Source organism: Arenibaculum sp., from assembly GCF_035998295.1.
Taxonomy (GTDB): Bacteria; Pseudomonadota; Alphaproteobacteria; order Azospirillales; family Azospirillaceae; genus DASYHS01.
In genome coordinates this window covers 1-11,797 of sequence record NZ_DASYHS010000161.1, presented here as the reverse complement: position 1 = coordinate 11,797, position 11,797 = coordinate 1, and the positions used below count along the sequence as shown (strand labels likewise).

At 72.2% G+C, this 11,797-nt stretch carries 12 protein-coding genes; 7 read left to right on the top strand and 5 right to left on the bottom strand.

Going from position 1 to position 11,797, the window contains the following annotated elements; genetic code table 11:
* Positions 1–46 precede the first annotated feature (46 nt).
* The 4 genes from VGO20_RS16200 to VGO20_RS16185 all read left to right on the top strand — a co-directional run bounded on the left by VGO20_RS16200 (position 47) and on the right by VGO20_RS16185 (position 3,654).
* Entirely contained in the window at positions 47–397 is a 351-nt protein-coding gene (locus tag VGO20_RS16200) for a pPIWI-associating nuclease domain-containing protein (protein ID WP_327503412.1), read from the top strand.
* Positions 398–549: 152 nt separating this feature from the next.
* Positions 550–1,503: a Bug family tripartite tricarboxylate transporter substrate binding protein gene (locus VGO20_RS16195; protein ID WP_327503411.1), complete on the top strand. Its 954-nt coding sequence runs from the start codon at positions 550–552 to the stop codon at positions 1,501–1,503.
* 15 nt (positions 1,504–1,518) lie between these two features.
* Positions 1,519–2,100 (top strand): tripartite tricarboxylate transporter TctB family protein, encoded by a 582-nt coding sequence (locus tag VGO20_RS16190; RefSeq protein WP_327503410.1) that lies wholly within the window; start codon positions 1,519–1,521, stop codon positions 2,098–2,100.
* 24 nt (positions 2,101–2,124) lie between these two features.
* Positions 2,125–3,654, top strand: a complete 1,530-nt coding sequence (locus VGO20_RS16185; protein WP_327503409.1) for a tripartite tricarboxylate transporter permease — start codon at positions 2,125–2,127, stop codon at positions 3,652–3,654.
* A gap of 1 nt (position 3,655) precedes the next feature.
* Here VGO20_RS16185 and VGO20_RS16180 read toward each other — a convergent pair whose 3' ends face one another.
* Both VGO20_RS16180 and VGO20_RS16175 read right to left on the bottom strand, forming a co-directional pair.
* Entirely contained in the window at positions 3,656–4,498 is an 843-nt protein-coding gene (locus tag VGO20_RS16180; RefSeq protein WP_327503408.1) for an alpha/beta fold hydrolase, read from the bottom strand.
* Between the two features lie 77 nt (positions 4,499–4,575).
* Entirely contained in the window at positions 4,576–4,968 is a 393-nt protein-coding gene (locus VGO20_RS16175) for a hypothetical protein (protein WP_327503407.1), read from the bottom strand.
* A gap of 193 nt (positions 4,969–5,161) precedes the next feature.
* On the opposite strand from VGO20_RS16175, the gene VGO20_RS16170 reads away from it, so the two are divergent.
* Positions 5,162–6,277 carry a metal-dependent hydrolase gene (locus VGO20_RS16170; RefSeq protein ID WP_327503406.1) on the top strand — a complete coding sequence of 372 codons (1,116 nt, stop codon included), beginning with the start codon at positions 5,162–5,164 and terminating at the stop codon, positions 6,275–6,277.
* A gap of 20 nt (positions 6,278–6,297) precedes the next feature.
* Here VGO20_RS16170 and VGO20_RS16165 read toward each other — a convergent pair whose 3' ends face one another.
* On the bottom strand, positions 6,298–8,106 hold the full coding sequence (locus tag VGO20_RS16165; protein WP_327503405.1) for an ABC transporter ATP-binding protein: 1,809 nt from the start codon (positions 8,104–8,106) through the stop codon (positions 6,298–6,300).
* 330 nt (positions 8,107–8,436) lie between these two features.
* Here VGO20_RS16165 and VGO20_RS16160 point away from each other — a divergent pair, with 330 nt between their 5' ends.
* Both VGO20_RS16160 and VGO20_RS16155 read left to right on the top strand, forming a co-directional pair.
* Positions 8,437–8,646 (top strand): cold-shock protein, encoded by a 210-nt coding sequence (locus tag VGO20_RS16160; protein ID WP_327503404.1) that lies wholly within the window; start codon positions 8,437–8,439, stop codon positions 8,644–8,646.
* 100 nt (positions 8,647–8,746) lie between these two features.
* On the top strand, positions 8,747–9,241 hold the full coding sequence (locus VGO20_RS16155; protein WP_327503403.1) for a hypothetical protein: 495 nt from the start codon (positions 8,747–8,749) through the stop codon (positions 9,239–9,241).
* Positions 9,242–9,272: 31 nt separating this feature from the next.
* Here the strand turns inward: VGO20_RS16155 and fabF are convergent, their stop codons facing one another.
* Positions 9,273–10,541, bottom strand: a complete 1,269-nt coding sequence (gene fabF, locus VGO20_RS16150) for a beta-ketoacyl-ACP synthase II (RefSeq protein WP_327503402.1) — start codon at positions 10,539–10,541, stop codon at positions 9,273–9,275.
* Between the two features lie 79 nt (positions 10,542–10,620).
* A partial coding sequence (locus VGO20_RS16145; RefSeq protein WP_327503401.1) for an ATP-dependent helicase C-terminal domain-containing protein occupies positions 10,621–11,797 on the bottom strand: 1,177 nt, incomplete at its 5' end.

The window sequence follows — 11,797 nt, the reverse complement described above, 5'->3', positions numbered from 1 at the left end:
TCCCGTGTCGCGGTGGGCAAAGTGAATTTCTGATCGGAGGATGGGCATGGCCGTGGCGCATAAGCAGCGGGAGCTGACCGACGACGATCGCCACCGGATCGCGACGGCTTTGACGGCGGATGTCATTGCGGGTTCGAATGCCTGGAAAGCACTCGGCGATCTGTCTGAAGAGACCGTAATTGACGAAGTGGAAGTCTTCGAAAGCGAGATCGACGGAAGGCGTTCCAAGGCGGAAGGTATTTTCAACGTCTATGTCGAGCTTGAATACGGCAGGGGCGATGATGACGGCTTCCAGTCGTCGGATGCTTACCCCGGCCGCTTCGTGGCTCATATCGAGGACGACGGTCGCGTCGTATTCGACTCCATCTCCGTCGACGTTTCCTCCTTTTACGCATAGAAGCGGATTCGGGCATCGGTTTTTTGCCGCCGTCCAGGCCCACCGGCGTCTGCGCGCGACAGCTTCGTGACAGGTTGCTCTGCTATCATCGGTCCAACCGGCACCGCGACGGCCTCCGTCGCCGCGGCGTCGAGAAATATTGGGAGGACGACATGAAGAAGACTGCCTACGCCGTAGCGTTCGCGACGCTGTTCGTCTCGGGCGGCGCCTTCGCGCAGATGGACGAGCTGAAGATCATGGCCCCGGCCGGTCCGGGCGGCGGATGGGACCAGACCGCCCGCACGATCCAGTCGACCCTGCAGGCGGAAGACCTCGTGTCCAACATCCAGGTCGAGAACGTGCCCGGCGCCGGCGGCACGATCGGGCTGCAGCAGTTCGTCAACCGCTCCTCCGGCGACCCGTCGGCGACCATCGTCGGCGGCTACGTCATGGTCGGCGCCATCATCGCCAACGAGGCGCCGGTCACCCTCGAGGACGTGACCCCGATCGCGCGCCTGACCGGCGAGTACCTCGCCGTGGTCGTCCCGGCCGACAGCGAGATCCAGGACGCCCAGGACCTCGCCGAGGCGCTGCGCGCCGATCCGGGGGCCGTGACCTGGGCCGGCGGCTCGGCCGGCGGCGTCGACCACATCGCGGTCGGCATGTTCGCCCAGGCGGCCGGCGTCGATCCGGAGCTGATCAACTACATCCCCTATTCCGGCGGCGGCGAGGCGCTGGCGGCGATCCTCGGCAACCAGGTGACGGCCGGCATCTCCGGCTACGGCGAGTTCGCCCCCCAGATCGAGGCCGGCGCGCTGCGCGTCATCGGCATCACGGCGCCCGAGCGCCAGCCCTATGCCGACGCCCCGACCTTCGTCGAGCAGGGCCTGGACGTCGACGTCCAGAACTGGCGCATGATCGCCGGCGCGCCCGGCATCAGCGACGAGGAGCGGGAGAAGCTGACCGGCACGATCCGCACCATGGCCCAGTCCGACACCTGGAAGAAGGAGCTGGAGGCCAGGGGCTGGGTGAACACCTATCTCGACGGCGAGGAGTTCGCGGCCTATCTCGACCGCCAGGTCGAGCAGACCTCCGCGATCCTGAAAGAGCTCGGCATCAGCCAGTAACGGGACCTCGCGCGCATGACGCACGGAGCAGACGGGGCCGGCGAAGGCCGGCCCCAGCTTGCGGGCCGGGCCGGCGAAGGCCGGCCCCGGCCCCGCGTTCCGGAACGGGTATCCGTTCCGCACCGGGGCCGCGATCTCGGCGGGCTGCTGATCGCGGTGGCGCTCTTCGCGCTCGCCGCCATGATCGTGTCCGACGCCTCCGGCTACCGGATACGCCGCAGCTACGCCCAGTTCGGCCCGGAGATCTTCCCCTACCTGGTCGCGGCGGGGCTGGCGGCGCTCGCGGTGCTGACGGTCGGCCTCGCCTGGATCGGCGGCTTTCCCGCGCGCGACCGGCTGAACGCGGGGCCGGTCGCCTGGATCGTGGGCGCGATCGTGGCCCAGATCCTGGTCCTCGCCGCCGGGCTCGGCTTCATCGCGGGATCGGCCGTGCTGTTCGGCGGGGCGGCCCGCGGGATGGGGCGGCGCCCGCTCGTGCTCACCGTGCTGGTCGGCGCGGTGGTGGCGGCCCTGCTCTACGTCCTCTTCCGCCACGGTCTCGGGCTGACGCTGCCGGCCGGACCGGCGGAACGCGCCCTCGACGCGCTGTTCCGGTGACCGGCGCCGCCAGGATCTGACGCCATGGAAACCTTCTCGCTCCTCCTCGACGGCCTCGCGGTCGCCGCCCAGCCGTCCAACCTGATGTTCGCGCTGATCGGCGTGATGCTCGGCACGGCGGTCGGGGTCCTGCCCGGCATCGGGCCGGCGCTCACGGTGGCGCTGCTCCTGCCGGTCAGCCTGTCCTTCGGGGCGACCGGCTCCCTGATCATGTTCGCGGGCATCTATTACGGCGGCATGTACGGCGGGGCGATCTCCTCGATCCTGCTCAACACGCCCGGCGAGACCGCGTCCATCATGACCGCGGTCGAGGGCAACCGCATGGCCCGGGACGGGCGCGGCGGCAAGGCGCTCGGCGCGGCCGCGCTGGGCTCGTTCTTCGGCGGCACCTTCGCCACCCTGGGCCTGGCGCTCGTGGCGCCCTTCATGGTGATGGTCGCGCTGTCCTTCGGCCCGGCCGAGTATTTCGCCCTGATGGTGCTGGCCTTCACGACCGTGTCGGCGGCGTTCGGCGGCTCGGTCGTGCGCGGGCTGACGGCGCTGTTCCTCGGCCTCGCGATCGGCCTCGTCGGCATCGACAAGCTCACCGGCCAGGCGCGCCTGGCCTTCGGCTTTCCGGAACTGCGCGACAACATCTCGATCGCGGTCGTCGCCGTCGGGCTGTTCGCGATCGGCGAGACGCTCTTCGTCGCCTCCCAGCGCGTCGGCGCCGACGACAAGGTCGAGGCGGTGCGCGGTTCGGTCTGGCTGTCGCTGCGCGACCTGAAGCGCTGCCTGAAGCCCTACCTGCGCGGCACCGCGCTGGGGTTCATGTTCGGCCCGCTCCCGACCGGCGGGGCGGAGATCCCGACCTTCCTGTCGTATTCGACCGAACGGCGCGTCGCGCGCGGCGAGGCGCGGGCGGACTTCGACGACGGAAGGGGCGCGATCGAGGGGGTGGCCGGCCCCGAGGCGGCCAACAACGCCTCGGCCGCCGGCACCCTGATCCCGCTGCTCACCCTCGGCCTGCCGACCTCGGCGACGGCGGCGATGATGCTGGCGGGGTTCCAGCAATACGGGCTCCAGCCGGGCCCGCTGCTGTTCACCAACAGCCCCGACCTCGTCTGGGGGCTGGTCGCCAGCCTGTTCATCGCCAACGTGATGCTGGTCGTGCTCAACATGCCGTTCGTCGGCGTCTGGGTGCGTCTGCTGATGATCCCGCGGCCCTGGCTCTACGCCGGCATCCTGACCTTCGCGAGCCTGGGCGTCGTCGGCGCGCAGGGCTCGGTCTTCGCGCTGGGCCTGCTCCTCGTCTTCGGGCTGGCCGGCTTCGTGATGCGCCGCTTCGGCTATCCGCTCGCCCCGGTGCTGGTCGGCGCGATCCTCGGGCCGCTCGCGGAGGAGCAGCTCCGCCGCGGGCTGATGATCAACCAGGGCGACTGGAGTTTCCTGGTCGGCTCCGGGATCGCGCTGACGATCTACGCCGTCGCGTTCCTCGCCGTGTTCGGGCCGGTCCTGTGGCGGCTGCTCGCGCCGAAGGGGGCGAAGACCGAGTTCGGCATGGACACCGACTAGCCTATTCGGCTTCCAGGAACTCGCGGACCGGCTCCGTCTGTTCGGGGACGTTGAGGGCCGGGGCGTGGCCGCATCCCGGGACCTCGTGCAGGCGTGCCCGGGCGTTGCGCGCCATCATCGCGGCGCAGATCGCCGGCGTCAGCAGGTCGCTCTGCGCTCCCCTGAGCACCAGGATCGGGCAGCGCACCGCCTCCCACTGCTCCCACACCGTGTAGTCGTCGGGGGAATCGACGAACTGCCGCACGATCGCGGGGTCGTAGTGGACGGTGACCAGCCCGTCGTCGCGCCGCCGCAGCGACGCCAGCGCCATGGCCCGCCACTGCGCGTCCGGCAGCCGCCCGTAGGGGGCGTAGACCCGCCGCAGCCACGCCTCGAACTCGCGCACGGAGGCGAAGGACGGAGGGTCGCCGACATAGGCCAGGATGCGGTCGATGGCGGCCTGGGGCACTTCGGGGCCGATGTCGTTGACGACGAGGCGGCGGATGCGCCCCGCCAGCCGCCCGGCGGCGAGCCGGATGCCGAGCGTCCCGCCCATCGAGGTGCCGATCCAGTGCAGCTCGCCGACGGCGAAGCGGTCCAGCACGCCGTCCGCGACCGCCTCGTAGGCGGCGAAGCCGTAGTCCGCGGCCGGATCGACCGCCCAGGCCGACAGGCCGCGGCCCGGGGCGTCGACCGCCAGCACGCGGAAGCGGTCGCAAAGCCGGTCGGCCAGCGGCGCGAAGTCGGCGCCGTTGCGCGCGAGGCCGTGCCAGGCGAGGACGGTCGGGCCGTTGCCGGCGCCCCATTCGCGGACATGGACCTCGGCGCCGCCGACGGTCACGAGATGCTGCACGGGCTCGGGCATGGTCGCTCGCGGTTCGAAACGTGAATACCCGAGCGTGTCCCTTCGCGCCGCCGCGCGCAAGTGGAAGAAGCGGCCGCCTATCGCGCCGCGGCGGGAAGGACGGGGCCGCGCTCGAGCCGCAGTTCGGGCCGGGCGAGGGCGTTGGGCTCGGTCCAGCCGAAGGACTGCAGCAGGTCGCCCCGCTGGACGCACTGGAAGCTGGCGGGCACCGGCTCGGCGCCGAGGTCGTCGTCGCGCAGCAGGCCGGTGACCTGCACGATCTCGGTCCGGTACAGCGGGGTGTCGAGCGGGGTGACCACCGGTGTCACGACCGTCGTCGGGTCTTCCAGCCATTTCCACGGCCAGACCATCGAGGACAGGTCGGTGCAGGCCTCCGCGGCTTCGTACTGGGCGCAGCCCGACACGGCCGCCGACAGGACGGCTCCGGCCAGCAGGGGAAGGACGCGTTTGCGCGAGGGGCAGGCGGGCATGGCTCGGGCTCGTCTCGTCGGGGGGAGGAAGGCGGGACGACAGCATGCGCCGCGCGCCGCGGGGGGCCAACCCCGCCGGGCGGTGAAACCTCTACCCCGATGGGGTGATTTCTTTCGGCAGCCGGGACTTGCCCCGGCCGCGGCCTCGACCGAGATTGCGCAGGATCGTTCCGGAGCGGAGTTGGACCAAGACATGGATACCGTGACCCAGGCCCTGTTCGGCGCCGCCGTCGCGCAGGCTGGCTTCCGCCGCTCGCTCGGCCGTCCCGCGATCCTCGCCGGGGCGGTCCTCGGCATCGTCCCGGACCTGGACGTCGCCGCCGGCTGGTTCGGCCCGTTCACGAACTGGGTCCATCACCGCGGCATCACGCATTCCCTGCTCTTCGCGCCCGTCGTCGGCCCGCTGATCGGCTGGGGCATCTGGCGGCTGCTGCGCCGGACGCCGGCGCGCGAGGGGCCGGCCGCGGCTCCCGACGCGCTGTGGTCGTGGATCTGGCTGTCGATCCTGGTGCTCGTGACCCATCCCGTGATCGACGTCTTCACCAGCTACGGCACGCAGCTCCTGGCGCCGTTCTCGCGGCACCGCTTCGCGGTCGACGCCATGCCGATCATCGACCCCGTCTACAGCCTGGCGCTCCTGGCCGCGGTGGTCTTCGGCGCCTTCTCGCGCCGGCCGCGGCTCGCCGCCGCCCTGGCCGCGGCGTCGCTGTTCTTCGTCGCCGGCTACACAGCACTCGGCTGGTCGGTCAACGAGCGCACCGAGGCGATCGCGCGGGCCCAGCTCGCCGGGCGCGCCGAGCACGGCTTCGAGGTCCGGGCCTATCCCCTGCTGTTCCAGCCATGGTACCGCCGCGTCGTCGCGACCCGGCCGGACGAGGTCCTGGTCGGCTTCCACTCCATCCTCGCCCCCGGCGAGATCGGCTGGCGGCGGTTCCGGAACGACGGCGCCGACGGCGCGGCGGCCGCGGTCGCCGCGACGCCGGAAGGCCGGATCTTCCGCTGGTTCGCGATGGACCAGGTCCACTGGACGGTCGTGCCGGCCGCCGAGGGAGCAGGCGAGGGCAGTGCCGAGGGCGGTGACGAGGGCGGTGACGAGGGCGGTGACGAGGGCGGGGTGGCGGTCGAGGCGATGGACCTGCGCTACGGCATGCCCGGCGGTACCGAGCTCGGCTTCTGGGGCATCCGCGCGCGCCTGGACGCGGCGGGGCGGCTGGCCGCCCCGCCGGAGGTCCATGGCCGGCGCCCGGACGCCGGCCGCGACGCCTGGGCCGGGTTCTTGCGCGCGGTGTTCCGCGGGCCCGGGACCTGAGCGGCTCGGGCGGCGGCGATTCAGGCGGCCGGGCGCTCGGCCGTCTCGTCGGCGTCGGGGAAGACCCGGCCGTCCTCCACGCGCAGGACCAGGTCGACGTCGCGCAGCGTCCTCAGCCGGTGGGCGATCATGAAGGTCGTGCGCCCGGCCATCAGCCGCTCGAGGCTGGCGATGATGCCGGCCTCGGTCGCGACGTCGACCGCGCTGGTCGGCTCGTCCAGGATCAGGATCGGGGCGTCCTTCAGGAAGGCGCGCGCGAGCGCGATGCGCTGGCGCTCGCCGCCCGACAGCTTGAGCCCGCGCTCGCCCACCCGGGTCCGGTAGCCCTCGGGCAGGGCGGAGACGAACGCGTGCGCGTTGGCCGCCTCGGCGGCGGCGACGATCTCCGCCATGGTCGCGTCCGGCCGGCCGTAGGCGATGTTCTCGGCGATCGTCGACGAGAACAGGACCGGCTCCTGGCTGACCACGGCGAACTGGTTGCGCAGGTCGGCCAGCCGCCAGTCGCGCAGGTCGATGCCGTCGAGCCGCACCTCGCCCGCCTCCGGGTCGTACTGCCGGATCAGCAGGTTCAGCAGCGTCGTCTTGCCGGCCCCGGTCCGGCCGACGATGCCGACGCGGGTGCCCTTGGGGATCTCGAAGTCGACGCCGCGCAGCACCGGCTCGCGGTCGCCGTAGCCGAACCGCACGCCGTGGAAGGACACCCGTCCCTCCGCGCGGCCGAGCGGCCGCGCGCCGGGGCGGTCGGCGACGATCGGCCGGCGGTCGAGCAGGCCGAACGCGCGCTCGGCGCTCGCCAGCGCGTGCTGCTGGCCGGCGATGTGCTTGCCGATCTGCTGGAGCGGCGCGTAGAGCTGCGCCGCGTAGCCCAGGATCAGCAGCAGGCCGCCGGTCGTCAGCGCCCCCGTCTGGACGTCCCGGACGCCGAGATACAGGATCGCCGTGGTCCCGAAGGCGACCGTCAGGCCGAACAGCATGCCGATCATGCCTTCGGTCCTGACCACCCGCAGCCGGCTGGACAGGGCGCGCGTGCCCGCCTCCAGGAAGCGCGCCTGCTCGCGCCGTTCCTGGCCGAAGGTCGTGATCACCCTCAGCGCGCCGAAGCTTTCCTGGACGACGGACAGGCTGTCGGTCTCGGCCTCGCGCACGCCGTGCCAGCCCTCGCGCAGCCGCTTCTGGCTGGCATGGACCAGCAGGATCATCGGGACCGCCGTCACCAGCGCCACGGCCGCCAGCTTGGCGTTCAGCGCCGCGGTCACCGCGATCACGCCCAGCAGCGAGGCGCAGGAGACGACCAGCGGGATGACGCCGTACAGCGCGGTCCACTGGATCGCCGGGGCGTCGTGGCTGATGCGGCTGGTCGTGTCGAAGCTGCCGCGGGCGTCGTCCAGCACCGGCAGGCCGAGCCCGTGGAGGAACATCCGCCCCCGGAACTCCAGCACCATGCGCTCGGCGACCCACTCGCGCAGCAGCCAGTCCGCGAAGCCCCAGCCGGCCTGGAGCAGGGCGAACACCACCGCCAGGGCGACGGCGAGCCCGAGGACGGTCTCGTCGGCGAGGCCGGGCAGCCAGGCGGCGAGCGGCCCGGGCAGCGGTTCGCTGCCCAGCACGCTGTCGACGACGATCTTGACCGGCAGCGGCAGCAGCAGCGCGATCGGTATCCAGGCCAGGCCGAGGACGAGGACGGCGGCGAGGTGGGGCCAGTAGGTCCGGACCTCGCCGAAGGCGCGACGGTAGATCGCGAAGGGGCCGGGGCGTCCGGCCGGCGGCGGGAGGCGGGTCGGTTCGGGCGGGAACGGGGGGAGGGGCGTAGCGACGGTGGCGTCGGACATGGAGGCACCTGGGAGGGCTCGGCGGGCACGGCTCGCGTGCCCGGCCAGGACTCTCCGTCTCCATGGTTAAGGTCGGATTAAAGCAGCATTTTCGGGAGTCGCGCATGGCGCTTCCGACTCCGTTTTTCCACTACCACGAAAGGATAAGTCCATCGGAGAAAAACCTTAAATCGGCCTTGCAAGCCATCTTTGAAGCCGTCAAAGTGGCTCCGTCAATGTTGCTCTCGGCCATGTTCTCCGGTCCAGCGATGGGCAGGATATGCTTCCGAAGTGAATTGATGCTCTTTCACAATGTCGTGTCTGGGCAATCCCTCATGAGGGAAGAAATCCATGTCTACTGGTACCGTGAAGTGGTTCAACTCGACCAAAGGCTTCGGTTTCATCCAGCCGGATGATGGCACTGCCGACGTCTTCGTCCACATTTCGGCGGTCGAGCGTGCCGGGATCGGCAACCTGAACGAGGGCCAGAAGCTCTCGTTCGAAGCCGTGCGCGACCCGCGCCGCGGCAAGGTCTCTGCCGAGAACCTGCGCGCTCTCTGAGCGCTGCGGAGATCGGCCGATGCCGATGGGGCGGCTGCGGCCGCCCCATTTTATTTTTGGGCCCCGGCGATCCGGGGCCGAACCGTTGAGGAGATGACCGATGACGTACCCAGCGAAGCTCCCCGGCATGACCGACGGAGACCTCGCCGCCCTTCGCGACAACGCGCAGCGGCTCGTGCGGCGCGGCTCTCCGCAGCAGCAGCAGAATGCGACCGCCCTGCTTCCCTCGATCGAGGCGGAGATGACCTCGCGCCGTGCGACCTCGGGTCCGGCGAAGAAGGTGGCGAAGAAGGCAGCGAAGCCGGCCGCCGCTCCCGACCATCCGGCGGCCGAGCCGGCGCCCCTGGTCGTGCGGGGGTCGACCGACCGGGCGCTCGGCAGCGGCGGCATGACCGAGCACGCGTTCCGTGTCGGCCAGATCGTCCAGTTTCCGGCGAAGCGCGAGATCGGCCGCGACGCGGCGCGCCGGGACTACAAGGTCGAACGCCTCCTGCCCGCCGACGAGGGCGGCGACGCCCAGTACCGGATCCGGTCCGTGCTCGACGGGACGGAACGGATCGTGCGCGAGCCCGAGGTCATCTCCCGGGGCGCTTGACCCTCAGCGCTTGACCCTCAGCGCTTGACCCTCAGCCCTGCCAGCGCCGGAACAGCACGGACGCGTTGACGCCGCCGAACCCGAAGCCGTTCGACAGCGCGTAGTCGACGCGCCGCTCGCGCGCCGCCGGCCCGATCAGGTCCAGGCCCGCCGCGGCCGGGTCCGGGTCGTCGAGGTTCAGCGTCGGCGGCAGCACGCCGTCGCGCAGCGCCAGGATCGTGAACAGGGCCTCGATGCCGCCCGCCGCACCCAGCAGGTGGCCCACCGCCGACTTCGTCGACGAGATCGAGAGCCCCGGCGCGTCGCCGAACACGGCCTTGATGGCCGCGATCTCGCCCGCGTCGCCGACCGGCGTCGAGGTCGCGTGCGCGTTCAGGTAGCCGATGTCCGCCGGCGCGACCCCGGCCGAGGCGAGGGCCAGGCGCATGGCGCGTTGCGCGCCTTCGCCGTCCTCCGGCGCGGCCGTCATGTGGTGCGCGTCCGCGCTGGTGCCGTAGCCGACCAGCTCGGCGATCGGCCGGGCGCCGCGGGCCTCGGCATGGTCGAGGGCCTCGATCACCAGCATGGCCGCCCCTTCGCCCATCACGAAGCCGTCGCGCGCACGGTCGAAGGGGCGCGACGCGGTCTCGGGGGCGTCGTTGAAGGCGGTGGACAGCGCGCGCGCGGCGGCGAAGCCGCCGAGGCTGACCCGGTCGATACAGGCTTCGGCGCCCCCGCACAGCGCGACGTCGGCCTCGCCGGCGCGGATCAGCCGGGCGGCGTCGCCGATCGCCTGCACGCTCGCCGCGCAGGCCGTCACCGGCGCTCCGAGCGGGCCGCGGAAGCCGTGGCGGATCGAGACCTGGCCGGCGGCGAGGTTGACCAGGAATGAGGGCACGGTGAACGGCGACAGGCGCCGGGCACCCCTGTCGGCCACGATGCGGGCCGCCTCGACCATGGCCGGGAACCCGCCCACTCCGGACCCGATGACCGTCGCGGTGCGCTCGCGCGCGGCGTCGGTCGCCGGCGCCCATCCCGAATGCGCGATCGCCTCGTCGGCGGCCGCCATCGCGAACTGGATGAAGCGGTCCATCTTCTTCTGGTCCTTGGGCGTGACCGCCGCGTCGGGATCGAACCCGGCCTCGGGGTCCTCCGCGCGGCCGGGAACGACGCCCCCGATCTTCGCCGGGACGTCGGGCACGACCTCCTCCGGCAGGCGCCGCAGGCCGGAGCGGCCGGCGATCAGGCGCTCCCAGACGGCCTGGGTGCCGCAGCCCAGCGGCGAGACGACGCCGAGGCCCGTGACGACGATGCGGCGCATGGCATGGTTCTCCATCAACCCCTTTGGGGAGGCATAAACATCATCGGGCGGCAGGTGCGCAACCGGAACCGGACGGAAGTTAGCTCCCCCGCCGCTTGGCCCGGCTGGTCGGCTCCGCCTTCAGCGGGTCGTCGGGCCAGTGATGCTTGGGGTACTGGCCCTTGAGGTCGGCCTTCACGGCCTTGTAGGCGTTGGCCCAGAAGCTCGCCAAGTCGCGCGTCACCTGCACGGGCCGGTGTGCCGGCGACAGCAGGTGCAGGACCAGCGGGACGCGCCCGCCGCCGATCGCCGGCGTGGCCTCGGTCCCGAACATCTCCTGCAGCCGGACCGGCAGGGCCGGAACCTCGCCCGACCCGTAGTCGAGCGCGACCCGCGAGCCGCTCGGCACCTGGACATGGGTGGGCGCCTGCTCGTCCAGGCGCTTGCGCTGCTGCCAGTCCAGCATGGCGGCCAGCGCCACGGCGAGGTCGACCCGCGCGAAATGCGCGCGCCGGGTCACGCCGCCCAGGAACGGCGCCAGCCACTCCTCCAGCGTGGCGAGCAGCCCGTCGTCCGACGTGTCGGGCCAGCCCGCCTCCGGGCCGTCCAGCCGGCGCATGAAGGCGACGCGGGCGCGCCACGCCTCGGTCTCGCGGGTCCAGGGCAGGACGTGCAGCCCGAGCTGGCGCACACCTTCGCACGCGGCCGCGGCCATCCGGTCGCGCGACGCGTCCGCCAGCGGCTGGTCGGCGAGGACCAGCTCGCCCAGCTTCTGCCGACGGCGCGCCAGCACCGCCTGCTCGCGGGCGTCCCACTCCACGGACGCGACGGTCCGGACCGCGTCCGCGAAGGCAGTCTCGATCTCGGCCCTGGATATCGGGGCCGCGAGGCGGATGCGGGCGTTGCGCCGGTCGCCGTCGAGATCGGCTATCGCCAGGAACGGCTCGCCGCCGAGCGGGTCGGGTTCCGCGAAGAAGGCGCCGCGGCCGTTGGCGAGGCGGTAGGTGGCCTCGCCGCCCGGCCGACGCTGGCCGATGCGGTCGGGATAGGCCAGGGCGAGCAGCAGGCCCGCATCCTCCGGCCTGCCGTCGCCCGGCCTGCTTCCAGATTGCCCGCTCCCGGAGTGCCCGCCCGACTGGCCGATGCCGAGCTGGCGGCGCCACTGGCGGGCCTGCTGGCGGATCTGGTGCAGCGGGCCGGGGCCGCCCGCCGTTCGCAGCATCTCCAGCCGCAGGCGCAGGTCGGCGTCCCGGCGGCCTCGCAGGACGTCGCGCTCC